The organism is Hymenobacter cellulosilyticus (genome assembly GCF_022919215.1).
In the GTDB taxonomy this organism is placed as follows: domain Bacteria; phylum Bacteroidota; class Bacteroidia; order Cytophagales; family Hymenobacteraceae; genus Hymenobacter; species Hymenobacter cellulosilyticus.
This window is the reverse complement of sequence record NZ_CP095046.1, coordinates 3,046,893-3,067,904: the sequence shown is the minus strand read 5'-3', so window position 1 is coordinate 3,067,904 and position 21,012 is coordinate 3,046,893. Positions and strand designations below refer to the sequence as shown.

Here is a 21,012-nt window from a genome sequence, read left to right as displayed (position 1 = left end):
AACAAGCGCTGGCTGAAATTCATTTTGATTTATTAATCAGCAATTAGAAAATATCATAACCTACATAAAATCAAGCCGACCTACTCATAGCCCATAAAGGCTGTTTATTTAAGAACGATTTCAGAATAGCAAATTACTTTTTTTGAAATATATTTTGGCTTACCCGCAGAAATAAAAAGCGCCGCCCCGGATACTTGGGGCGGCGCCAGAAGTTACTTGTAGCTGCTTACTACTCCCGCCCCGGAATCTTCACCCCGCGTTCCTCAGCCACTTGCTGGGCCAACTCGTAGCCCGCGTCGGCATGGCGGAAGACGCCCATGCCGGGGTCGGTGGTGAGCACGCGGCGCAGGCGCTCGGCTTTTTCGGGGGTGCCGGTGGCTACTATCACCATGCCGGAATGGGTTGAGTTGCCGATGCCCACGCCGCCGCCGTTGTGCAGGCTCACCCAGTCGGCGCCGGAAGCGCAGTTGGCCAGGGCGTTGAGCAGGGCCAGTCGGCCACGGCGTCGGAGCCGTCCTTCATGCCTTCGGTTTCGCGGTTGGGCGAGGCCACCGAGCCGCAGTCGAGGTGGTCGCGGCCGATGACGATGGGGGCCGAGACTTCGCCGCGGGCCACCAGGTCATTGATAACCAGACCAAACTTTTCCCGCTCGCCGTAGCCCAGCCAGCACACCCGGGCCGGCAACCCGATGAAGGGCACCTTGGCCTGGGCCTTTTCGATCCAGCGGGCCAGCATCTTATTGTCGGGGAAGGTTTCGAGCAGGGCGCGGTCGATGCGCAGAATGTCGGCAGGGTCGCCGCTAAGGGCCGCCCAGCGGAAGGGGCCTTTGCCCTCGCAGAACAGCGGGCGGATGTAGCCGGGCACGAAGCCGGGGTACAGGAATTGCCCGTTCTCGTCGCGCACCTGCAAGCCGCCTTTCTCGGCCTGCCCACGCAGGTTATTGCCGTAGTCGAGGGCCACGGCGCCGGCGGCCTGCATGTCGATGATGGCCTGGCAGTGCTTTACGATGGTGGCCAGGGCCTGGCGCTTGAACTCCTCGGGGTTGTCTTTACGCAGCTGCAATACCTGGTCGATGTCGCCTTCGGGAATGTAGTCCATCAGGTCGTGGGCCGAGGTCTGGTCGGTTACGATATCGACCTTATAGCCGCGCTGTAGCAGCTCGGGCAGCACGGTGGCCGCGTTGCCGGTGAGGCCAATGCTCCAGCCTTTGCGCTCCTGCTTGTACTGCTCGCACAACTGCAGGGCGTGGTCTAGGTCGCGGGCCTGTTCGTCGAGGTAGCCTTCCTGCACCTTCTGCTTCACGCGGGCATCGATGGGCTCAATGACCAGGCATACCCCGTCGTTCATGGTCACGGCCAGGGGCTGGGCCCCGCTCATGCCGCCCAGGCCGGCCGTAACGGTGACGGTACCAGCCAGGCTGCCCGAGAAGTGCTTGTCAGCCACGGCGGCGAAGGTTTCGTAGGTACCCTGCAGAATGCCCTGGGTGGCAATGTAAATCCAGGAGCCAGCCGTCATCTGCCCGTACATCATCAAACCGAGCTTATCGAGCTCGTCGAAGTACTCCTGGGTGCTCCAGGCGGGCACAATGTTGGAGTTGGCAATGAGCACACGCGGGGCGTGGGCCCAGGTGCGCAGTACGCCCACGGCCTTGCCGCTCTGCACCAGCATGGTTTCGTCGGGCTCCAGGTTTTTGAGGGTCTTGACGATGGTCTGGTACTCCTTCCAGTTGCGGGCCGCGCGGCCGGCGCCGCCGTACACAATCAGCTCATCGTAGACCAAACTCACGGCCGGGTCGAGGTTGTTTTCGAGCATGCGCAGAGCGGCTTCAGCTTCCCAGGTTTTGCAGCGCAGCGTGGTGCCGTGCTGGGCCTTTACCGTTTCCTCGGGCTTGTACTCGTAGTACATCGGGCGGGTGGCCTTGGCTGGAGCTGGTTGCTGCTGGCTGTGGTCCGACTGGCTGGTGGCTTCCAGGTTGAGTTCGGGCGTATCGGTAGCGGCGGGGTGCTGAGACATGGGTGGAAAGTAGATTTAGCGTAATGGGTGGAGCGGCGAATATAGGATTTTCGGCGCGGGGCCCCGCAGTATTTCCGCCGCAAGCAGCCAGTACGCCGGGCGGGTATTCCGGCGGTGATTTGGGTCGGGGTCGAGGACGCAGGATAGGGCCTTAGCGAACTGGAAAACCTGCTGGCCACCGCAGAAGTAAGCTCAGCATTGAAATAGTCTTATCAGGCAACCTTACAGATGAGCTTAATCATATATTATCAAAAAAATTTTATAAAAATGGGTTACCGAATGGCAAACCCCAGTATAAAGCTTCCGAAACCCTCCTTGCGAGGTACCAACCCTTCACCAGTACACCTTACCAAACACTTTATTCTATCATGAAAAAGACCTTGTTTTTCGCTCTGGCTGCGGCCTCGCTAACTTTCGCTTCGTGCGGTGGCAATCAGGAAGGTGGAGCCGGCGGCTCGACCAGCGGCACCGGCACTGAAGGCACGGGTGCTTCCTCGGACGCCGCAGGCTCTGAGGCCGGCGCTAACGACATGAGCTCCGACACCTCGATGAGCGGCGGTGCCGGTGGCACCACGGCTGGCACGGGCACCGGCACGATGTCGGGCAGCAGCACCGAAGGCAGCACGGGCGGCACCACCGATGGTGGTACCACGGCTGGCAGCACCGGCACGACGGCCGGCGGCAGCACCGCTGGCGGCAGCACTTCGGGTAGCGGCATGGGCGGCTCCACGGCTGGCGGTGGCTCTACGGCAGGTGGCGGTACTACGGCTGGTGGCAGCACCGGCGGAGGCTCTACGGCCGGCGGCACGGGCTCGACCGGCGGTGGCACCACGGGCGGCCTGTAAGCCGACACCACTCCAATCTGAAGAAAGCCCCTCGTTTCCCGAGGGGCTTTTTTTATGCCCCCGCCCAGCGCCTTAGCCGGGTAAATGCATCCTCCAGCACTGGGGTAAGCGGGTGGTGTGTCATTTAAAATATCTGGCAACTCTATCCTCCGGCCGGAATTATGCGTAATCCTCTTTCCGTCCAATCAATATGCTGATCCAATGAAACAAGTTGCTCCTGGGGTTCACCAGCTTACTATTCAACGCTTTGTCAACTTATACTTCGTCGAAACCGGCCGTTCCGGCGAATGGGTGCTGGTTGATACGGGTCTGCCGGGCGCGGCCAAGGACATTATTGCGGCGGCCGACAAGCTTTTTTACCCCGGCACTCACCCGGAGGCTATCCTGCTGACCCACGGCCACATGGACCACGCCGGCAATGCCCGCGAACTGGCCGAGCACTGGAAGGTACCGGTGCTGGCTCACCCCTGGAACTGCCTTTCCTGACAGGTAAAGCCGTGTATCCGCCCGCCGACCCCACCGTGGAGCGGGGCGGTTCGCTAGCCTTTGTGTCGCGGTTTTTTCCGCCCCAATCGTTCCAGCTCACGGGCGTAGTGCAGGCCCTGCCCACTACCGACAGTGACCCGCCCTTCCTGCCCGACTGGCAGGTGGTGCACGTACCAGGCCACGCGCCCGGGCAGATTGCGCTGTTCCGCGAAAAAGACCGAACTCTACTTGGGGCCGACGCTTTTGCCACAGCCAACCACGAATCGGTGCCTTCTTTGCTCATGCAGGTGCCCTGCATCAGCGTGGCCGGCGCGCCGTTCAACTACAACTGGACGCAGGTGCGCGAATCGGTGGAGAAGCTGGCGGCCCTGCGGCCCGAGAATATCGGCTGCGGCCACGGCCCGGTTATGAAGGGTGTGGAAGCCACCGAAGGCCTTAGTGCTCTGGCCCGCGAATTCCCGATGCCGACCCGGGGCCGCTACGTGCAGCAACCCGCCCGCCTCGATGATAATGGGGTGGAGTTTATGCCCCGGCCGCCGTAGATACGCTGCCCGCCAAGCTGGCCGTCATCAGCGCCGGACTGGGCCTGGCTATAACGGCCGCAGCCTTGCTGGCCGGCAAAAACAAGAAGAACAAGAAAGCCAAAGCCGGCCGCCGGAAGAAAACCACCTCCTACGGTTATGCCAGCAGCTTCGACACGGCCGATTCTTACAGCACCGGCTACGGTGAGCGGCCCGACGGTACCATCGTGGGCCCGGGCCCGAGCCGCCCGGAGTGGCGCCAGGGCGGCGTCGGCGACTAGGCTACACTCTTTCTGCGCCAACTACCCTTACCCCAACCTTTCTGAGCTTTGAAAATGCTCAAGGCCGTGCCAGCAGATGCTGACGCGGCCTTGTTGTTATGAGCGAATTTAAAATTTACAGTTGGGTGAGCTTGATGCTGCCCTTAGTGGTCACGGCCCGGAGCGGGGCGCCGCCCTGCCCGAGCGTGGCCGTTACTACTTTTTGCAGGGTAGCCGAGCTGGTAACGGGCAGCTTGCCGGCGCTGATGCTGCCGACGGTGGTAGCGGCAAACAGCCGGGCCGAGTAGTTTTTGGGCAAGTCCCAGGTGATGCTGCCGTTCTGAGTTTCTACGTCCAGGCCCTCTCCTACCCATTTGGTGCCGGCCAGCTTGATTTTCACCCCGCCGTTGACGGTGCGCCCCTTCACGCTGCCGCCTACGTTGACCAGGGAGATACCGCCATTAGCCGCTTCAAACGTGACCGGGCCCAGCAGGTCGCTCAGGTTGATGCCGCCGTTGAGGGTGCGCAAGGTCAGGGGCATGTTGCGGGGCACGAATACCTCGTAGCTCACGGCCCAACCCAGTTCCCCGGGCTCCGAGCTTTCGGCCCGCAGGGTGTAGTCTTTGGCCATAATGGTTACGCTGCGGCCAAGCTTGCGGGCTTCCTCGTCGTTTTTGCCCCAGGCCAGGATCTTGGCCCGCACCCGGATGTCTTTGCCGTCCCAGCCCTTCACGGTGATGCCGCCGTTGGAGCGGCCGTCGATGGTGATGCCTTCGGCGGGAGCGGCAGGGTTTTGTCGCGGGTTTCGCAGAAGCGCTTACTGCTGCTGCTGGTAAAGGTGCCGTCGCCGCAGGTGGTGGTAAACACGGGCGCGGTTTGGGCGTGCGCGGCGCCGGTAGCCAGGCTCAGGAGCAAGGCGAGAAACGGGATTTTCATGCGGGGCAAAAGCGGGAAAAGGCAGCGGCCAGCAAGGGCCGGTTTGCCCACAAGCCGAATTGCACCGGAATAGTTGCCTGCCGAGCTGATTTGGCGTTCCTACAAACAAAAAGCGGCGTCAGCCGAAGCCAGCGCCGCTTTTGTGGTGAGTGCGCAGGTACTATTCCTGGTTGACCTTTATGCCACCGTTGACGGTAACGGCCCGCACGGGGGCTCCGCCCTGCCCAAGGTTGGCCGCAACCTCCTTGTGCATGAAGCCTGACTTGGTGACCGTCAGATTATCGGCTTTGATGGAGCCCATGGTGGTGCTGGTAAACAGCTTGGCCGAGTAGTTTTTGGGCAGGTCCCAGGTGATGCCGCCGTTCGTTGTTTCTACATCCAGGCCCTGCCCGTTCCACTTGGTGCCCGCCAGCTTGATGTGCAGCCCCCGTTGACGGTGCTGCCCTTTACCTGCCCGGCCACGTTGCTCAGGTTAACGCCCCATTGACGGCATTGAACTTGATGGTCGACTCCAGGTCCCGGAGGCTGATGCCGCCGTTGACGGTGCGCAGGGCCAGGGCCGTTTTGCGGGGCACAAACACCTCGTAGCTCACGGCCCAGCCCTGCTCGTTCTGGCTGGGGCCGTCGGCGCGTAGCGAGTTGCCGCCCGATTTGACGGTGACTTGCTTGGCCAGCTGCCCGGCGGCTTCGTCGGTGGCGGCCCAGGTGCTCACCTTGGCCCGCACCAGCACCTGGTTGCCGTCATAGCCCTTCACCGAAATGCCGCCGTTGGCTTCCCCGTCGATGGTCAGGGTTTGGCTGCCGGGGCTGGGCAGCGTCAGGTCGCGGGTTTCGCAGTAGCGCTTGGTGCTGGTGTTGCTGCGGTAGGTGCTGCCCTCGTTGCAGGTCGAGGTGAAGGCTGGAGTCGTTTGGGCAAAGGCCGACACGGAAGTCAAAGCCAGCAGCAGGGCAGCGGATAAAGTTTTCATAGCTCAGAAAAGTGAAGGGTGAACAAAGGGGTGCGCCACCAGGCCGGTAGCGTAAATTGGTAGAAGGAAAGAACAAGCAAACCGTTGCCTGAAGGCTTCCAGAAAATGCGGGAGCAGCTTATTCGGCGCGGCGCATGGAGATGCTGCCGTTTGTCGTCACGGCCTTAACCGGAGCGCCGCCTTTGCCCAGACTCACGGCCATGTCGCGCCCGATTTTGCCCGACACGGAGGTGCCGAAGTCTGTGTCTACTCGACCGTTCACGGTGCTGCTGATCAGCTGGGCCGAGTAGTCGGCGGGCAGTTTCCACCGGATGGAGCCATTCTGGGTGGTCAGGTCCAGACCTTTGCCGTCCCACTTCTTGCCGGCCAGCGTGATGTTCAAAGAGCCGTTCTGGGTGCGGCCCCGCACGTCGCCCCCCGAACCGGCCACGGTTACCGAGCCGTTGTGGGCCTCAAAAGTCACCGGGCCGCGCAGGTCTTTGAGGCTGATGCTGCCGTTGTAGGTTTTCAGGTCGAGGGCCAGCTTTTCGGGCACGAATATCTCGTAGCTCACCGCCCAGTTGTCTTCGCCTTCCGAGCTGGGCCCGGTGGCCTGCAGCTTGTTGCCGGCCGCGGCCACTTGCACGCCCACCGACTTGGCTTTGGCCGCCGCCACATCGGTGCCCCAGGTCGTGACGCGGGCCCGCACCCGCACGTCTTTGCCGGCCCAGCTTTTCACCGTGATGCTGCCATTGCGCTGCCCGTCGACCAGCAACGGGCCCGACTTAGGCGCAGCCACGACCAAGTCACGGGTTTCGCAGTAGCGCTCCTGCCCGCTGCGGTAGTACTTACTCTCGTCGCAGCTGGAAGTAAACGTGGGCGCAGTTTGGGCCAGCGCTGGCATAGACACGGCGCTGAGCCAGAGCACAGTAAGCAGGTTTTTCATACGAGTAGAAGCTGGGGTGAAAGAAGTTGGATGTCTAAAGGACGGCGGTTGAGCGGCAACCGCTGCGCAACCAACGAAATATTTCGTAGTTAAACACGAATTATTTCGTACTTCTTCCCAACAGAATACCTAACCAGCTATCAGTCAACAAATAACATTTACAACTTCTCTTTCGCTACCCCGGTTAAAAACGCAGTAATGATGGTAGCGGCCAAGCGGGCCGTCTGGTTGTCCCGGTCGAATACCGGGTTGAGCTCCACTACCTCGAACAGGCGTACCTTGGGCTGGCAGCCAGCCAGAAAAGCGGCTTCCACAGCCTGCCGGGGCGTAAACCCATCGGCACTGGGTGCTGATACGGCCGGGGCAAAGGCTTCGGCGCACCCATCAATGTCGAAGCTGACGAAAGCGGGTCCCTGGGCCGTGGCCCGGTGCAGGGCCCGTTCCATAAACAGCGGCATGCCATCCTGCTGCACGTGGGCAAGGGGCACGATGGTGGCCTGCTGCTGGTGCAGAAAGTCGATATCCTCTTTGGTATTGAGATTGGAATGCAGCCCCAGCTCGGTGAAGCGCGAGCCCGTCAGCACGTTTTCCCGCAGCAGCTTGCCAAAGGGCGTACCGCTGCTGATGAGTTCGGGCTTGTCTTTCACGTCGGCGTGAGCGTCGAGGTTGATGCCGCCCACAGGCTGCCCACCGCCGGCGTCGAAAAGGCCGCGCACGGTGCTGTAGGTACCGTCGTGGGAGCCGCCCAGCACCACTACCCGCGGGTACTGCGCCAGCAGCTCGCCCAAACGCTGCCGGATGGTGGCGTGGTTGACGGCGTGGCTGGGGTCGTGCAAGCTTAGGTTGCCGGCATCAGCAATGCGCAGGCCGGAGAGGTCCACGTTGTGCTCCAGGTTGTAGGTTTTGTGGTAGCGGCGCAGCTCCCGGCGGATGGCGTCGGGGGCATGAACGGCCCCGGCCCGGCCGCCTTCCAGCACAGTACCAAAGTCTAGGGGCAGACCTACGAGACAGACGTCGGCGGCGGGCAGCTTGGCAGCCGGCTGGATTAATTCGCGAATGAAAGTGTACATATTTTAGGTATACTTGTGAACTAAGGTATAGAGTTATTCCAGAAGGTACCGTTTGCCAGCGCCGGCCGGAGCCCGCAGTTCGGTGGGTCCGCGTCGGAACAAAAAGTCTGTTTATTAATCAGATTACCATTATCCAGGGCGGGTATGAGAAAACATCTACTTCTGCTGGGCGCTGTGCTTAGCCTTGCGTCGTGCTTTACCCTGCAGGCCCAGAGCCCCGGGATATCTGGGTGTTCGGCCGAAGAGCTTCCCTACGCTTCGACCCGGCTCTGGATCGGCCCATCGCACAAAACCAGATTTCTCCGTCGTTTCGGAATTTCGAGGGCTGCTCGTCGGTGGTCGATGAGCAGGGCACGCTTCAATTTTACACCAATGGCGAAACCGTAGACAACCGGCTCGGCAAGATCATGCCCAATGGCACGGCGCTGGGAGGCAGCACGTCGGCCAGCCAGGGCGCGCTGGCAGTACGCGCCGTCAACAACGCGAAGCTGTACTACCTTTTCACACAGGGCGACAAGGAAAGCAATCTGCAGGCCGGCCTGCGCTACTCGCTGATTGATATGCGGCTCGACAACGGCCTGGGGCCGTAACCCAGCGCGGGGTGCGGGTGCCCATTCCCGGCGGCAAGCTGGTGACCGAGCACCTGGCGGCCGTGCCCCAGGCCAACGGCTACGACTACTGGATTGTCGTGCACGGCTTCGAGACCAACGAGTTTTATGCCTTTGCCCTTACCCAGAACGGCCTGTCGGCTACGCCGGTAATCAGCACTGTAGGCTCGGTATTTACGGGCGCTACTACGGCCCAAACCGGCCTCATCCGCTTCTCGCCCAATGGGCGGCAGCTGGCCGTAACCAAGATGCTGGGCGGCCTGGAGCTCTTCGATTTCGACCCGGCCACCGGCGTCGTCAGCAACGGGGCCAGCCTGCTGGCTCCGGCGCGTATCACCGACATTCTCACGGCCCGCACGGTCGGGGTCGAGTTTTCGGCCGATGGCAGCGTGCTCTATACGCACGAGGGGCCCAATATTCTGCGCTTCGACTTGCAGGCGGGCTCCCCGGAGAAAATTATAGCTTCCCGCTACTCGATGGGCCGCAGCCCGCGCCCGGTAGGGGATTTTCTGCGCGGCCCCGACAACCGAATCTACATAGCGGTGTACGACGATTCGGGTCTGAGCGTCATTGAGCGAGCCAACAGCCTGGTGGCCTCTTCCTTCGTTTTTCGGGGCAGCGCGTTAATTCCTACCTCAATCCCGATAGTCAATCCGACCCCGTGTCGCAGTGGTCTTTGCCCAACTACCGGGTAAATCCGGTGCTAAGCCAGGCGCCCATTGAAGAAGGCTTTGGTATTGAGGGCGAGCCCGGCTGCGCGGGCCAGGTGGGCACCTTTCGGGCCTACGCGCGCGGCGGCCGTACGCTGCGGCAGGTAACCTGGGCGTTTGTGTCCGATGCCACTCAGTATATAGGCCTGCAAATCGCGCCGGTTTTTGCGCAGGCGGGCATCCGCGAAATGCGGGTCAAGGCCGACTTTACGGATGGCACCAGCCTGACCATTTCCCGCACCGTGACCGTGCCGGCCAGCCCGATTCTGAAGCTGCGGGCGGCTATGCCCGCCTCCGAAGCGGTGTGCGGCGAGGGCGAAATCGTGCTGACGGCCACGGCCAATATGGAAGGCACGCTACGCTGGGACGACTCGCCAACCACCGACTCGGTGCGGCGCGTCAGCCAGGGCGGGGTGTACCGGGTGCGCTTCGAGTCACTGGCCGGCTGTACCACCCGCGACTCTATCACCATTACGCTACCGGACAAGAACTGTGCGCTGCCCAACATTATCACCCCCAATGGCGACGGCCTGAACCAGCGGTTTGTGCTGCAGAACTACGATGCCCAGAACTGGGATATTGTTATTTACAACCGTTGGGGCCGGCTGGTTTTTCAACAGGCGGGCTACCGTAACGGCTGGCAGGCCGACAACCAGCCGGCGGGCGTGTACTACTATCAGTTGCGCCACAAAGCAACTCAGCAGGTACTAAAAGGCTGGCTGGAAGTGGTGCGCTGAGGCAGCTACCGGCTTTTTTCGGGTGCCGGCGGCTATCAGTAGCCGGGCGTTTTCTCGTAGCTTGCCGTATGAATTATCGTCTTCTGCTTTTTGCCTTACTCGTGCTGCTCGGCGGCGGGGTAGCGCCGCCGCCCAGGCCCCATCGAAGGGCAAGGCGCCCGTGCTCAACCCCTCGTTTTTCACGTCCTACACCTACCTCTCCTACTCCATCGTGGACACGGAAACCAGCGCCAAGCCCATGGAGGCCAAGGGCGTGGGCGGCACCCTGACCCTGCACCCCGACGGTACTTACCAGAAACGCCTGCAACTCTCGGGCAACGGCGGGGTGATGAACTTCAGCCAGGATGGCCGCTTTACTTTCTCCGGCGACCAAATCACCTTTAGCTACACCGACAGCAAAGGCCAGGCCCGCGTCGACCAGGGCGCTTTCCGCTACCAGCCCAAGGCCCGCACCCTCACGCTCACGCTCATCGGCTACCCTGCCGGCAACAAGGGCATCTACACGCTACGGGCGGATTAGCGGGTGAGCTGTGAAGCGGTGAACTTGTGACTTACTGTTATTGCTTGGCGACCTGCTTTCCGCAATTGCGCCCGGCCGCCCTTTCTGCTAACTTGCGGCCCCTTTCTGAGCCTTGGCTCACCCAACAACAACTCACCACATCACCATTTCACAATTTTATATAGATGGGAAGAGCATTTGAATTCCGCAAAGGCCGGAAGATGAAGCGCTGGGACAAGATGTCCAAGGACTTTACCCGCATCGGCCGGGAAATCGTGATGGCCGTGAAGGAATCGGGCCCTAACCCGGATACCAACTCCCGCCTGCGCACGGCCATGCAGAACGCCAAGGGCGTAAACATGCCCAAGGACCGCGTGGAAGCCGCCATCAAGCGCGCCAGCAGCAAGGAGGAAAAAGATTACCAGGAAGTGGTATATGAGGGCTACGCCCCCACGGCGTGGCCGTCGTGATTGAAACCGCCACCGACAACCCCACCCGCACCGTAGCCAACGTGCGCATGTACTTCAACCGCGGCAACGGCGCCCTGGGCACGGCCGGCTCCTCCGACTACACCTTCACCCGCAAGGGCGTGTTCCGCCTGGCCGCAGAAGGCCTCGACCTCGACGAGCTGGAGCTGGAGCTGATTGACGCCGGTGCTGAAGACGTGTACGCCGACCAGGAAGAAGACGAGCACGGCGCGGTGAAAGACTTCATCGTGGTGGAAACCGCCTTTACCGACTTTGGGCAGATGCAGAAAGCCCTGGAAGAAAAGGGCCTGAACGTAGTATCGGCCAACCTGCAGCGCATCCCCAACACGACCGTGACCCTGGAAGGCGAGCAGCTGGAAGAGGTAATGAGCCTGATTGAGAAGTTTGAAGAGGACGACGACGTGCAGGCCGTGTACCACACGCTGGGCTAAGCCTTTCGCACCGAAAGAACCTTCGGAAACGCGGGCCGCTCCGGTTGGGGCGGCCCGCGCTTGGTTTTGGCCGGCGCCCGAGGCTACTTGAAGCAGCTTCTGCAACTACAGTTCTATTTCTGTTGAATTATGACCCTACCCGCCCTTATTGCCGAAATCAGCACCAGTCTTACGGGTACTTTTGCCCGCATCGACACCTGGTTTGACAAGGATGCGCGGCTACGCGCCTACCGCCCGGCCGCCGGGGGCTGGACCATCGACGAGGTGTTGGAACACATCGGGCTGACCAATCATTTCCTGCTGATTCTCATTGCCAAGGGCACCACCAAGGCCCTGCAGAAAGCTGCCCTGACTGAATTACCGACTACGCTGACCCACGACGATTTTCAGCTCGATAAGCTCACCGAAATCGGCCAGCACCAGTCCTTTGCCTGGGTTCGGCCCGAACACATGGAGCCCACGGGAAGCAAGCCCCTGGCCGAGGTGCGCATGCAGCTCCGGGAGCAGGTGCAGCAGTGCCTGGGCTACCTCGAGCAGCTCAAAAACGGGGAAGGCCTGCTCTACAAGACCACCATGTCGGTGAATAGCCTGGGCAAAATCAACGTGTACGAGTACCTATATTTCCTGGCCCAACACGGGCGCCGCCACCTGACGCAGTTGGACAAGAACGAGTTGGAGTTTGCCACCCGGCCCCGTTAGCTGCAGGCGGCCACCGCCGCTCCTCCCGACCCATGAAAGCCCTTCTTACAACTAGCCGGCCCTGATGCTGCCCGTGTTACTGACTGCGCTGGTCTTCTACCTGGTATGCGGCATCGGGTACTTCGGCTTCCGGCGGCCCTGCTATTCCCACCTGCGCCACACCATCAGTGAGCTGGGCGAAGATGGGGCGCCACACCGCCGGGCGGTAAGCTGGGGACTGTTTTTTCCGGTTGGGGCGGGTCTGCTGCTGGGTGCTTTTATGGCCGATACTTCCGCGTTGCGCGGCCTACTGCTGTGCCTGGGTACTGGCTATGTGATAGCGGCCGTGTTTCCCTGCGACGTTGGTTCGCCTTCCAGCGGCTCGGCCAAGCAGGCCGTGCACAACCTGGGCGGGGCGGTGGAGTATATCGGCGGCATTTTCTTTCTGTATCAGGCCCAAAAGGCACTGCTCTTTCAGGCCGTAGTGCCGGCCAACGTGCAGCTCGGGCTGCTTACCGGCTGCCTGCTGGCCCTTTCGGTGCCGGGCTTTCCCGGGCGCGGCTTGGTGCAGCGCGTAGCCGAAGTGCTGCTGTTTGGGCAGGCGCTTTGGCTCAGCATCAATTAATATTGTCTCTTCCTATCCGTATTACCCCTGGCCCCTGCGGCTGCCTATGAAAAACCTCCTCACGCTGGCTTTATTCCTCTGCTCCTTTATTGCCACGGCCCAGCAAGCTGAGCTGCAAGCCCTGCTCAAGCGCGAAAACGTCACCGGCCTGCAGCTGGTTTACACCAAAAAGGGCGAAACCAAGCAGTACAGTCTGGGGCTGCGCCAAGCCGGCCCCACCCCGGCCCCGATGACGGCCACGACCACTATGCAGGCCGCTTCCCTGGGCAAGGTGGTGCTGGCCTACACTGCCCTGCGCCTTCACGACCAGGGCCGCCTCGACCTCGACAAGCCTTTGCTGACTTACGCCCCCTACCCTCGTCTGCAAAACGAGTCACGGGCTGCTAAAATTACGGCCCGCATGGTGCTGGGTCACACCACCGGCCTGCCCAACTGGGCCGACTACCCCCTGGCCGAGAGCTGGAAAATTTCCAAGCTGACCCTGAAATTTGCGCCCGACAGCTGCTGGAGCTACTCGGGTGAAGGCTACGTGTGGCTGCAGCGCACCCTGGAGCAACTCACCGGCAAAACCCTCGACCAGCTGGCCCAGCAGGAGGTATTTGGGCCGCTCAAGATGAAAAACAGCTCCTTTACCTGGCAAGCCCGCTTCGACCAGAACGCCGCTTTCGGCCACGACAAAGCCGGTAAGCCCACCGATATAAAGCGCTTCACGGAGCCCAACGGTGGCTTCAGCCTGCTTTCCACCGCCGCCGACTACAGCCGTTTTTTGCAGGCCGTTATGCTGGGCAAAGGCCTGAAACCCGCCACGGCCAAGCTGCTGACTACCGCCGCCAACGAGGCCAGCCGCTGCACCACGCCCCCACCGCTACCGACGCTAACATCCGCTGGGCCTGGGGCCTGGGGTTGGTCTCCACCAGCCACGGCCCGGCCCAGTGGCACTGGGCGACAATGGCGACTTTCGCGGCTTTTTCATGACGTTTCCCGCCACGAAGGAAAGCCTGGTTTTCTTTACCAACAGCGCTAACGGCCTGAAAATAGTGGACGAGGTGCTGCGCCTGTTTGTGGGCCCGGGCCAGTACCAGGTTATGCAGTGGCTGGCCGAGGAAAAGTAGGACGCCTTATACGTACCCGCTACCCGAACTTTGTAGGACTCCACCCCAACTAAGTATACAAGTATTTTTCTCGTCAGGCTCCCCTCTCTTTTGGAGAGGGGCCGGGGTGAGGCGCCGCCAGAACAAACCAAATATGACCGAACCAGAACCTGCCGAAGAAGGAATTACCCACCGCCACTTTATCGTGCACAAGCCCTTTGGCTATATGAGCCAGTTTGTGTGCGAGCTGAAAAAGAAAAAGCTCCTGGGCCTGCTCCACGACTTTCCCGCCGGCACCATGTCCATCGGCCGCCTCGACGAAGCCAGTGAAGGGTTGCTGCTGCTCACTACTGACGGCAAAACCAGTGAGCGGGTCCGCGCCAAGTCCGTAGAGAAAGAGTACTACGCCCAGGTCGACGGGCTGATTTCCGACGAGGCCGTAGCCCAGATGCAGTTGGGCGTCGAAATCGGGCTGCACGGCGACAAGTACCAGACCCTGCCCTGCCGGGCTTTCCGTCTCGAAGCCGAGCCAAACATCGGACCCCGGGGCCGCAAAATCCGCGACGAGCGGCACGGGCCTACCAGCTGGGTTTCCATCATCGTTACGGAGGGCAAATTCCGGCAGGTGCGCAAAATGACGGCCGCCGTGGGTTTCCCCACCCTGCGCCTGGTGCGGGTGCGCATCGGCGACATTCACCTCGGCGACCTGCCCGCGGGCGGCGTGCAGGAAGTAGCCGACGTTTTTCCGCTCACGGCCCCGGCTCCGGTAATAGTGCCGCTCTAGCGGCCGGGACTTTGGCCCGGGAAGGATTTATCGGTAGGTTTAGCCCGCCGCGCTTTTGCCGGGCCGGGTTCATCTCGCCCTACCGCAGCGTTGCCCGGGGACTGTTTCGAACTCTTTACAGCATGAAGACCATTGGCCTTATCGGCGGTATGTCGTGGGAAAGCTCGGCGGTGTACTACCAGATTGTCAATCAGCGGGTGCAGGCCCACCTGGGCGGCGTGCACTCGGCCCAAACGCTGCTGTACTCGGTTGACTTCGGCGAAATAGCCCGGCTGCAGCACGCCGGCAACTGGGCGCAGCTTGCCGAGCTCCTGGTAGACGCCGCCCACCGGCTGGAGCGGGGCGGGGCCGACTTCCTGGTCTTGTGCACCAACACCATGCACAAGCTGGCCGACCACCTGGAGCAGCACAGCCCGCTGCCCTTGCTGCACATTGCCGACGCCACCGCTGCGGCCATCCGCCAACGAGGCCAGCGCAAGGCTGGTCTGCTGGGCACCCGCTTTACCATGGAACAGGATTTTTTGCGCGGCCGCCTGGCCCAGCACCAGCTCGACGTGCTCATTCCTGATGAGCAGGACCGCAGCATCATCCACAACGTCATCTACGAGGAGCTGGTCAAGGGCATCATCCGGGAAGAGTCGCGCCGGGAATACGTGCGCATTATCGGCCAGCTGACGGCGGCCGGGGCCGAAGGCATTATTCTGGGCTGCACCGAAATTGGCCTGCTCGTCACCCCGAGCACACCGACGCCGTGCTGTTTGACACCGCTCTGCTGCACGCCGAGCAGGCCGCCGCCCTGGCCCTGGCCGATGCCGACGCCTACGCCCGGCACTGGGCTTCCGTCCAGGCTTCTTAACGCATTCTATCCTCGCCCACTTCTCACCCCCACTACCATGCCCCAGCTTTTCCGCTTCTTCAGTACTGGTTTATTGCTTCTGAGCCTAGGCCTGGCCGCCTGCAACCAGCAGCCCCGCAACGACTCGGCCGCCGCTGCCGCTTCGCCGGCTACCTATTTCCAGAGCCAGGAAGAAGGCGTGCAGGATGGGGGCGTGAAAGTTATTCCCATTAGCACGCCTAAGGGCACCTTCAACGTCTGGACCAAGCGCTTCGGCAACAACCCCACGATGAAAGTGCTCTTGCTCAACGGCGGGCCCGGCGCCACGCACGAGTACTTCGAGTGCATGGAGAATTTCCTGCCCAAGGAAGGCATCGAGTTTATCTACTACGACCAGCTCGGCTGCGGCAACTCCGACAACCCCAAGGACACCAGCATGTGGAGCCTACCGCGCTACGTGGAGGAAGTCGAGCAGGTGCGTAAGACCCTGAACCTTAGCAAGGACAACTTCTACCTGCTGGGCCACAGCTGGGGCGGCATCCTGGCCGCCGAGTACGCCTTCAAGTACCAGCAAAACCTCAAGGGCCTCATCATTTCCAACATGATGATGAGCTGCCCCGACTACGGCCGCTACGCCGACGAGGTGCTGGCCAAGCAGATGAAGCCCGAAGTGCTGGCCGAAATCCGCCAGATCGAGGCCAAGAAAGACTTCAGCAATCCGCGCTACATGCAGTTGCTCGAGCCCAACTTCTACGCCCAGCACCTGTGCCGCATCGTGCCCAACCCGAGCCCGTGACCCGGGCCATGAGCAAGATGAACTCCTCGCTCTACGTGACCATGCAGGGCCCCAGCGAATTCGGGATTTCGGGCAAGCTTACCACCTGGGACCGGGTAGCCGACCTGCCCAAGCTCGCAGTGCCCGTGCTCAGCATCGGCGGCAACCACGACACCATGGACCCCGAGCACATGCGCATGGTGGCCCGGAAAGTGCAGCACGGCACCGCCCTTATTTGCCCTGAGGGCAGCCACATGAGCATGTACGACGACCAGCAAACCTACATGAGCGGCCTGACAAAGTGGATACTAGGCGTGGATAAGGGCGAGAAGAAGGTGGCTCTATAGCTCTATGAGATATGCGTAGTTTTCTGTCTCTTCTAGTGCTGCTAAGCACCTTCCATCACTTAGTTATTGCTCAAGCAACACCTGCTCGGGGTGATACAATTGCCACGCACTATTTCCTGCCTCAAGCCGACTGCGCCAGCTTTCCGGCAGCGGCCAAATTGCGCAGGTATCAGGAGACATTACTGAAAGATAGAAGGCGCTTCACACCCAAAAAAACGCAGATAGTCAAAACTGAAAAAGCACTAGCGCAAGCTGACCTTGGCCGCATCAACAGCCGACCAGCAAACAGTTATTACGCTGAGTATCCTGTTATTATTAAGGAGCAGCTACCAAAGTACAAACGGCAATACTATGGCTTCTATAACACGGAAAGCCAACCTTGCTTGTTTATCAACTTCTTCATTGAAGATCGGGAAGAATCCCCTAATCGAGTGCCAAGCTGGCTTACTGACTTCAGATGGACTTATGATGGTGGCTCTGCTTACTGGTCGGTGTATTACAACTTAAAAACGCAGAAATTCTACGATTTTAACCATAACGTCGAAGGATAAATACCCCACACCCTGAGCCGACTCGCTACGAATCCCCGTTCCATTTCTGTTGCCCAGCCTGCGAAGCGGTAAGCTGCATCTGCCGCAGTAGCTTGCCTCTTCCCACCATTTTCCTCCCAGCCTCATGCCCACCCGCTTCCCGACCTCAGTTGCTTTGGCTTGGCTGACGGCACTGAGTACCAATTCTTCAACGGGCAGAAAGTGCTGATTGAGAAGCGCACCTTCACCTACTAAACTGCCCGGATGCCACTAGAGCTAACTCCCGACGTGGAAATCCGGGCTTTTCCACCGGCTTTGTCTACAGCCTACAACCAAGCCGCCCGCAGCCTAAACCATATATTTGTTTACCGCCCCTTCCAGTGGCCTGAATAAGCGCACTTGGTGCGCTGCATACTTAAGAACATCTTCAACAGTCTACGGGCTGCTATACAATTCTTCTACGCATGTCAGCCCCAGCCGAACACTCGACCCAGCCCCTGTATTCGGCTCGCGCCATTCGCGTTTTTTCCGCCCTCTTTACGGCCATGGCCGGCGGCTTTATGGTGGCCCAGAACCTGAAGGATGTAGGCCGCCCCGATGCGGCCCGCAAGGCTTTGTGGGCTAGTATTGCCTACAACGTGCTCATGGTAGCCATATTTTCGTTCCTTCCCAAGCAGTTTGATGGCTCCGGTAGCACCGGAATCGTGCTGGGCCTGGCCGGGGCTACGGGCCTGATAGCGTACGCCGATACAATCATTCCGAATCGAAAAGAGCACCCAGCCAAGGATATCAACAAGCCCTTACTGATCTGCCTCGTCATTTTCATTCCTCTGGTGGGCCTGCTGCTGTACGCTGCCATCGGCGGCAACTAAAGGCCACTTGCTGCGGCCTTTGTTGACGCTCGCAACGGCAGCTTACCCTCTTTTCTTACCCCAACCACAATGCCCATCCCCTACCGCACCCTCTACTTCCTCGATAACGCCACGACCAGCATCCTGGAAGTAAAGCGCCTCGATTTGCCCGCCGACCAGGCCCCGACGTGCTCTACCACTGGCTGCTTTTCGACAAAGCCGCCCGCACCATCACCAAGCTCGAATTCCTGTCGATGAACTCCTTGCCCCAGGCCGAGGAGCGGGAGTTCGAGCAAGGCAGCCTGCGCTTCGACCAGCACACGGGCGTTTATACCAGCGCCACCACCCGCGGTACCCAGCAGCTGGCCGCCAGCCGCCACTCCGAGTTGCCCCAGGCCCTGGCTGCCGCCGTCGATACCTATTTGCAAGAGCTGTAATACCCGTTGCAACCAACCGAAAACACCCTGCGAGCAAGGCAAAACACCTTGCAACCGATTTAAAACACCCTGCAACCTGTCCAAAACACCCCGCGACTAACCCGCAACACGCTACAAGTATTCGCAAACACCCTGCAACTAAAGCATAACACCCCGCGAGCATTCGCAAACACTCCGTGACTAAACCAAAACACCCGCGACTGAAGGCAAAACACTCCGCAACTGAAGCAAAACACCCTGCACCATTCCCGCCCCACGCCACCTGCCAGCCCACTTCTGCGTAACTTGCAGGCCCGCTTGCCGCCCCGGCCGGCGTTTCACCCTTTGCTGCCAGTACCGTATGCCCAGTTCCGACACCACCCGCCTCAACAAATACATCAGTGAAAGCGGGGTCTGCTCCCGCCGCGAGGCCGACAAGTTTATCGAGCAGGGTACCGTCTTCGTCAACGGCAAGCGCGCCACCATCGGCGCCCAGGTCAGCAGCAAGGACAAGGTCGTCGTCAACGGCAACCTCATCGAGCCCCGCGCCCCGAAGACGCCATCTACATTGCCTTCAACAAGCCCCCGGGCATCACCAGCACCACCGAAACCAGCGTCAAGGACAACATCATCCGCTACATCAAGCACAGTGAGCGGATCTTCCCCATCGGCCGCCTCGACAAAGACTCCCAGGGCCTGATCCTGCTGACCAGCAACGGCGACATCGTCAACAAGATCCTGCGCGCCGGCAACCGTCACGAGAAGGAGTACATCGTGATGGTCGACAAGCCCATCCGCGACGAGTTCATCGAGGGCATGCGCAACGGGGTGCCCATCATGGGCATCATGACCCAGAAGTGCGAGGTGCAGAAGGAAACCAACTACATCTTCCGCATCACCCTTATCCAGGGCATGAACCGCCAGATTCGCCGCATGTGCGAGCATTTCGGCTACGAAGTCGTGCAGCTTGAGCGCATCCGGGTAATGAACATCACCCTCAAGGGCCTCGGCGTGGGCGACTGGCGCGAGCTCACCGACAAAGAGCTGGCCGGCATTATGGAGATGACCGAGAAGTCGTCGGGCACCAAGGAAGCCTCCCTGCCCAAGAAGCGCGTGGGCTCCCCCGCCACCAAGTGGAGTACCCGCCCGCCCGCTTCAGCGAAGACTTCGACGGCGAGGCCAAACCCGCTAAGCCCGCCCGCAAGCCCGCCGGCGGTTCCCGCTCCGGCCGCCCCGCCCCCACTGGCGCCAAACCCGTGCGCAAGACGGCCAACGGCAAGCCCGCTGCCGCCTTTGGTGAGGATAAGCCTTTCAAGAAAGCCGTTCGCGCTACGGGCCCTGGTTCCAAGCAAAAACCCGCCGCCAAAACCCTGAACCGGGCACCGAAAGGTAACGCGGGCAGCCGGGGCAGCAGCCGGACCACCGGCCGCGGCGGTAAGCGGTAGGCCTATTCAGTCTTTTGCCCGCCAACCGGACCCGCAACAGCATCTTACCAAAGCAAGTTTTCTAGTATTCAAAAGTCCGTTGGAGCGTTAGCCCCAACGGACTTTCTTTTTTCGGTAAGCCGTTCAAAACGCGTTAGGACAAGAATTCCTCCGCTTTCGGAAGCAAAACTAGGCTGCTCCGGCGCAAGTTTGTAAAGTCTGATTTTACTTAAAATACTACCCCGTGCCTTATTGATGCTACAAACTTATGAGTAGGTTTGAACGGCCGCTCTAGCAAGTCAAGCCGCCTTATTCTTCTATTCATTCTACACTTTTTGCAATGACCCAGAAACCTTCCAATGCCTTTATCGGTGCCTCCTGGATAGCCTTGCTGGCGGGCATGGTGGCCTACAACGTGGGCCTGTGGAACGCGACGATGCCGCTCAACGAAAAGGGCTACTACTTCACCATCCTGCTCTACGGCCTGTTTGCGGCCGTATCCCTGCAAAAGACCGTGCGCGACCAGCTGGAGGGCATTCCGGCTACCTCCATCTACTACGGGTTGTGCTGGTTTGCCACCCTCTCGGCCGTGCTGCTGCTCACCGTGGGCTTGTGGAACGCCCGGCTCACGCTCAGCGAAAAAGGCTTTTACGCCATGGCCTTTATGCTGAGTTTGTTTGCCTCCATTGCCGTGCAGAAAAACACCCGCGACAGTCGGCTGGGCAGCCACGATGCTCCCGCCACGCCTGAGCCGTCTACGCCCACGCTGGGGTAGCGGCCCCGGGGTATGTCACAATGGGAGCAACTATGACCTAGGATTCTATATTCAATTTGCCTTTTATTGCCGTATCAATTCACCTTATCCACTCATCTTATTCACTTTCATCTATTATGAAAAAATTAGCCGTTTTCGCCCTGCTGCTATTCGCTGGCACCTCCTGCTCCAAGGAAACTGCTGCTCCGGCTCCCGTAACCGCCCACTCCAGCGCCAACGCCAAAGGCGACGACTACCAGTGCCTGGATGTGTACGACCCGGTATGTGCCAACGGGGTAACCTATTCCAATGCCTGTTACGCCGCTAAAGCCGGTGTCACAACTTACACCCGGGGCGCCTGCGGTGGAGACGGCGCCGCCTACTAAGCCTTGTCTTTCACCACAA

The 21,012-nt window shown here is 60.4% G+C and carries 29 protein-coding genes and 2 pseudogenes; 24 read left to right on the top strand and 7 right to left on the bottom strand.

Features of this window, described 5'->3' with window-relative positions; all coding sequences use genetic code 11:
- Positions 1 to 229 precede the first annotated feature (229 nt).
- Positions 230 to 1,905 (bottom strand): annotated as a pseudogene (gene hutU / locus MUN79_RS15095) (urocanate hydratase).
- Positions 1,906 to 2,381: 476 nt separating this feature from the next.
- On the opposite strand from hutU, the gene MUN79_RS15090 reads away from it, so the two are divergent.
- The 4 genes from MUN79_RS15090 to MUN79_RS15080 all read left to right on the top strand — a co-directional run bounded on the left by MUN79_RS15090 (position 2,382) and on the right by MUN79_RS15080 (position 4,146).
- A complete protein-coding gene (locus MUN79_RS15090) occupies positions 2,382 to 2,858 on the top strand; it encodes a hypothetical protein (RefSeq protein ID WP_244673520.1) in 477 nt (158 codons plus the stop codon).
- 201 nt (positions 2,859 to 3,059) lie between these two features.
- On the top strand, positions 3,060 to 3,344 hold the full coding sequence (locus MUN79_RS30100; RefSeq protein WP_262922867.1) for an MBL fold metallo-hydrolase: 285 nt from the start codon (positions 3,060 to 3,062) through the stop codon (positions 3,342 to 3,344).
- Between the two features lie 11 nt (positions 3,345 to 3,355).
- Positions 3,356 to 3,886 carry an MBL fold metallo-hydrolase gene (locus MUN79_RS30095; protein ID WP_262922866.1) on the top strand — a complete coding sequence of 177 codons (531 nt, stop codon included), beginning with the start codon at positions 3,356 to 3,358 and terminating at the stop codon, positions 3,884 to 3,886.
- Positions 3,887 to 3,951: 65 nt separating this feature from the next.
- Positions 3,952 to 4,146, top strand: coding sequence for a hypothetical protein (locus tag MUN79_RS15080; RefSeq protein WP_244673519.1), 195 nt, complete (start codon positions 3,952 to 3,954; stop codon positions 4,144 to 4,146).
- A gap of 115 nt (positions 4,147 to 4,261) precedes the next feature.
- Here the strand turns inward: MUN79_RS15080 and MUN79_RS15075 are convergent, their stop codons facing one another.
- The 6 genes from MUN79_RS15075 to MUN79_RS15050 form a co-directional block, all read right to left on the bottom strand.
- Complete coding sequence (locus MUN79_RS15075; RefSeq protein WP_244673518.1) at positions 4,262 to 4,858, bottom strand: DUF4097 family beta strand repeat-containing protein; 597 nt, start codon at positions 4,856 to 4,858, stop codon at positions 4,262 to 4,264.
- Entirely contained in the window at positions 4,855 to 5,061 is a 207-nt protein-coding gene (locus MUN79_RS15070) for a hypothetical protein (RefSeq protein ID WP_244673517.1), read from the bottom strand. The genes MUN79_RS15075 and MUN79_RS15070 overlap by 4 nt, the downstream gene beginning before the upstream one ends.
- A 160-nt stretch (positions 5,062 to 5,221) precedes the next feature.
- A complete protein-coding gene (locus MUN79_RS15065; protein ID WP_244673516.1) occupies positions 5,222 to 5,362 on the bottom strand; it encodes a hypothetical protein in 141 nt (46 codons plus the stop codon).
- A gap of 166 nt (positions 5,363 to 5,528) precedes the next feature.
- Positions 5,529 to 6,029: a hypothetical protein gene (locus tag MUN79_RS15060; RefSeq protein WP_244673515.1), complete on the bottom strand. Its 501-nt coding sequence runs from the start codon at positions 6,027 to 6,029 to the stop codon at positions 5,529 to 5,531.
- Positions 6,030 to 6,147: 118 nt separating this feature from the next.
- Positions 6,148 to 6,954 (bottom strand): DUF4097 family beta strand repeat-containing protein, encoded by an 807-nt coding sequence (locus tag MUN79_RS15055; RefSeq protein ID WP_244673514.1) that lies wholly within the window; start codon positions 6,952 to 6,954, stop codon positions 6,148 to 6,150.
- A gap of 158 nt (positions 6,955 to 7,112) precedes the next feature.
- Positions 7,113 to 8,024, bottom strand: a complete 912-nt coding sequence (locus MUN79_RS15050; RefSeq protein ID WP_244673513.1) for an arginase family protein — start codon at positions 8,022 to 8,024, stop codon at positions 7,113 to 7,115.
- A gap of 191 nt (positions 8,025 to 8,215) precedes the next feature.
- Here MUN79_RS15050 and MUN79_RS15045 point away from each other — a divergent pair, with 191 nt between their 5' ends.
- The 20 genes and pseudogenes from MUN79_RS15045 to MUN79_RS14955 all read left to right on the top strand — a co-directional run bounded on the left by MUN79_RS15045 (position 8,216) and on the right by MUN79_RS14955 (position 20,993).
- Positions 8,216 to 8,614 (top strand): hypothetical protein, encoded by a 399-nt coding sequence (locus tag MUN79_RS15045; RefSeq protein WP_244673512.1) that lies wholly within the window; start codon positions 8,216 to 8,218, stop codon positions 8,612 to 8,614.
- An 11-nt stretch (positions 8,615 to 8,625) separates the two neighbouring features.
- A complete protein-coding gene (locus MUN79_RS15040) occupies positions 8,626 to 9,327 on the top strand; it encodes a hypothetical protein (RefSeq protein ID WP_244673511.1) in 702 nt (233 codons plus the stop codon).
- Positions 9,294 to 10,079: a T9SS type B sorting domain-containing protein gene (locus MUN79_RS15035; protein WP_244673510.1), complete on the top strand. Its 786-nt coding sequence runs from the start codon at positions 9,294 to 9,296 to the stop codon at positions 10,077 to 10,079. The genes MUN79_RS15040 and MUN79_RS15035 overlap by 34 nt, the downstream gene beginning before the upstream one ends.
- Before the next feature lie 61 nt (positions 10,080 to 10,140).
- On the top strand, positions 10,141 to 10,599 hold the full coding sequence (locus MUN79_RS15030; protein WP_244673509.1) for a copper resistance protein NlpE: 459 nt from the start codon (positions 10,141 to 10,143) through the stop codon (positions 10,597 to 10,599).
- A gap of 164 nt (positions 10,600 to 10,763) precedes the next feature.
- Positions 10,764 to 11,497, top strand: a pseudogene (locus tag MUN79_RS15025) (YebC/PmpR family DNA-binding transcriptional regulator).
- 129 nt (positions 11,498 to 11,626) lie between these two features.
- Positions 11,627 to 12,196 carry a DinB family protein gene (locus MUN79_RS15020; protein WP_244673508.1) on the top strand — a complete coding sequence of 190 codons (570 nt, stop codon included), beginning with the start codon at positions 11,627 to 11,629 and terminating at the stop codon, positions 12,194 to 12,196.
- A gap of 64 nt (positions 12,197 to 12,260) precedes the next feature.
- Entirely contained in the window at positions 12,261 to 12,800 is a 540-nt protein-coding gene (locus MUN79_RS15015; RefSeq protein ID WP_244673507.1) for a DUF998 domain-containing protein, read from the top strand.
- 46 nt (positions 12,801 to 12,846) lie between these two features.
- Positions 12,847 to 13,824 (top strand): serine hydrolase domain-containing protein, encoded by a 978-nt coding sequence (locus MUN79_RS15010; RefSeq protein ID WP_244673506.1) that lies wholly within the window; start codon positions 12,847 to 12,849, stop codon positions 13,822 to 13,824.
- On the top strand, positions 13,772 to 13,912 hold the full coding sequence (locus MUN79_RS15005; RefSeq protein WP_244673505.1) for a hypothetical protein: 141 nt from the start codon (positions 13,772 to 13,774) through the stop codon (positions 13,910 to 13,912). Before MUN79_RS15010 ends, MUN79_RS15005 begins: the two co-directional genes overlap by 53 nt.
- A gap of 133 nt (positions 13,913 to 14,045) precedes the next feature.
- Complete coding sequence (locus MUN79_RS15000; protein WP_244673504.1) at positions 14,046 to 14,675, top strand: pseudouridine synthase; 630 nt, start codon at positions 14,046 to 14,048, stop codon at positions 14,673 to 14,675.
- A 122-nt stretch (positions 14,676 to 14,797) separates the two neighbouring features.
- Positions 14,798 to 16,306: a proline iminopeptidase-family hydrolase gene (locus MUN79_RS31105; protein ID WP_311136490.1), complete on the top strand. Its 1,509-nt coding sequence runs from the start codon at positions 14,798 to 14,800 to the stop codon at positions 16,304 to 16,306.
- Complete coding sequence (locus MUN79_RS31100) at positions 16,276 to 16,632, top strand: alpha/beta hydrolase family protein (RefSeq protein ID WP_311136489.1); 357 nt, start codon at positions 16,276 to 16,278, stop codon at positions 16,630 to 16,632. Before MUN79_RS31105 ends, MUN79_RS31100 begins: the two co-directional genes overlap by 31 nt.
- Before the next feature lie 11 nt (positions 16,633 to 16,643).
- Positions 16,644 to 17,183 carry a hypothetical protein gene (locus MUN79_RS14985; protein ID WP_244673503.1) on the top strand — a complete coding sequence of 180 codons (540 nt, stop codon included), beginning with the start codon at positions 16,644 to 16,646 and terminating at the stop codon, positions 17,181 to 17,183.
- Between the two features lie 443 nt (positions 17,184 to 17,626).
- Positions 17,627 to 18,034 carry a DUF805 domain-containing protein gene (locus MUN79_RS14980; protein ID WP_244673502.1) on the top strand — a complete coding sequence of 136 codons (408 nt, stop codon included), beginning with the start codon at positions 17,627 to 17,629 and terminating at the stop codon, positions 18,032 to 18,034.
- A gap of 69 nt (positions 18,035 to 18,103) precedes the next feature.
- Positions 18,104 to 18,271 (top strand): hypothetical protein, encoded by a 168-nt coding sequence (locus tag MUN79_RS14975; RefSeq protein WP_244673501.1) that lies wholly within the window; start codon positions 18,104 to 18,106, stop codon positions 18,269 to 18,271.
- A complete protein-coding gene (locus MUN79_RS14970; RefSeq protein WP_244673500.1) occupies positions 18,202 to 18,450 on the top strand; it encodes a hypothetical protein in 249 nt (82 codons plus the stop codon). The genes MUN79_RS14975 and MUN79_RS14970 overlap by 70 nt, the downstream gene beginning before the upstream one ends.
- 340 nt (positions 18,451 to 18,790) lie before the next feature.
- Positions 18,791 to 19,129 carry a S4 domain-containing protein gene (locus tag MUN79_RS31095; protein ID WP_311136488.1) on the top strand — a complete coding sequence of 113 codons (339 nt, stop codon included), beginning with the start codon at positions 18,791 to 18,793 and terminating at the stop codon, positions 19,127 to 19,129.
- On the top strand, positions 19,021 to 19,803 hold the full coding sequence (locus MUN79_RS31090; RefSeq protein WP_311136784.1) for a pseudouridine synthase: 783 nt from the start codon (positions 19,021 to 19,023) through the stop codon (positions 19,801 to 19,803). The genes MUN79_RS31095 and MUN79_RS31090 overlap by 109 nt, the downstream gene beginning before the upstream one ends.
- 390 nt (positions 19,804 to 20,193) lie before the next feature.
- Positions 20,194 to 20,628 carry an inner membrane protein YiaA gene (gene yiaA / locus MUN79_RS14960; protein WP_244673499.1) on the top strand — a complete coding sequence of 145 codons (435 nt, stop codon included), beginning with the start codon at positions 20,194 to 20,196 and terminating at the stop codon, positions 20,626 to 20,628.
- Between the two features lie 116 nt (positions 20,629 to 20,744).
- Positions 20,745 to 20,993, top strand: coding sequence for a Kazal-type serine protease inhibitor family protein (locus MUN79_RS14955; RefSeq protein ID WP_244673498.1), 249 nt, complete (start codon positions 20,745 to 20,747; stop codon positions 20,991 to 20,993).
- Positions 20,994 to 21,012 lie beyond the last annotated feature (19 nt).

What these genes read in the sequence shown, in the direction of transcription:
- MUN79_RS15090 (WP_244673520.1), top strand. Translation starts at nt 2,382, where the DNA reads ATGAAAAAGACCTTGTTTTTCGCTCTGGCTGCGGCCTCGCTAACTTTC.
- MUN79_RS30100 (WP_262922867.1), top strand. Translation starts at nt 3,060, where the DNA reads ATGAAACAAGTTGCTCCTGGGGTTCACCAGCTTACTATTCAACGCTTT.
- MUN79_RS15070 (WP_244673517.1), bottom strand. Translation starts at nt 5,061, where the DNA reads ATGAAAATCCCGTTTCTCGCCTTGCTCCTGAGCCTGGCTACCGGCGCC.
- MUN79_RS15065 (WP_244673516.1), bottom strand. Translation starts at nt 5,362, where the DNA reads ATGGGCTCCATCAAAGCCGATAATCTGACGGTCACCAAGTCAGGCTTC.
- MUN79_RS15060 (WP_244673515.1), bottom strand. Translation starts at nt 6,029, where the DNA reads ATGAAAACTTTATCCGCTGCCCTGCTGCTGGCTTTGACTTCCGTGTCG.
- MUN79_RS15055 (WP_244673514.1), bottom strand. Translation starts at nt 6,954, where the DNA reads ATGAAAAACCTGCTTACTGTGCTCTGGCTCAGCGCCGTGTCTATGCCA.
- MUN79_RS15050 (WP_244673513.1), bottom strand. Translation starts at nt 8,024, where the DNA reads ATGTACACTTTCATTCGCGAATTAATCCAGCCGGCTGCCAAGCTGCCC.
- MUN79_RS15020 (WP_244673508.1), top strand. Translation starts at nt 11,627, where the DNA reads ATGACCCTACCCGCCCTTATTGCCGAAATCAGCACCAGTCTTACGGGT.
- MUN79_RS15015 (WP_244673507.1), top strand. Translation starts at nt 12,261, where the DNA reads ATGCTGCCCGTGTTACTGACTGCGCTGGTCTTCTACCTGGTATGCGGC.
- MUN79_RS15010 (WP_244673506.1), top strand. Translation starts at nt 12,847, where the DNA reads ATGAAAAACCTCCTCACGCTGGCTTTATTCCTCTGCTCCTTTATTGCC.
- MUN79_RS15005 (WP_244673505.1), top strand. Translation starts at nt 13,772, where the DNA reads ATGACGTTTCCCGCCACGAAGGAAAGCCTGGTTTTCTTTACCAACAGC.
- MUN79_RS15000 (WP_244673504.1), top strand. Translation starts at nt 14,046, where the DNA reads ATGACCGAACCAGAACCTGCCGAAGAAGGAATTACCCACCGCCACTTT.
- MUN79_RS31105 (WP_311136490.1), top strand. Translation starts at nt 14,798, where the DNA reads ATGAAGACCATTGGCCTTATCGGCGGTATGTCGTGGGAAAGCTCGGCG.
- MUN79_RS14985 (WP_244673503.1), top strand. Translation starts at nt 16,644, where the DNA reads ATGCGTAGTTTTCTGTCTCTTCTAGTGCTGCTAAGCACCTTCCATCAC.
- MUN79_RS14980 (WP_244673502.1), top strand. Translation starts at nt 17,627, where the DNA reads ATGTCAGCCCCAGCCGAACACTCGACCCAGCCCCTGTATTCGGCTCGC.
- MUN79_RS14975 (WP_244673501.1), top strand. Translation starts at nt 18,104, where the DNA reads ATGCCCATCCCCTACCGCACCCTCTACTTCCTCGATAACGCCACGACC.
- MUN79_RS31095 (WP_311136488.1), top strand. Translation starts at nt 18,791, where the DNA reads ATGCCCAGTTCCGACACCACCCGCCTCAACAAATACATCAGTGAAAGC.
- yiaA (WP_244673499.1), top strand. Translation starts at nt 20,194, where the DNA reads ATGACCCAGAAACCTTCCAATGCCTTTATCGGTGCCTCCTGGATAGCC.
- MUN79_RS14955 (WP_244673498.1), top strand. Translation starts at nt 20,745, where the DNA reads ATGAAAAAATTAGCCGTTTTCGCCCTGCTGCTATTCGCTGGCACCTCC.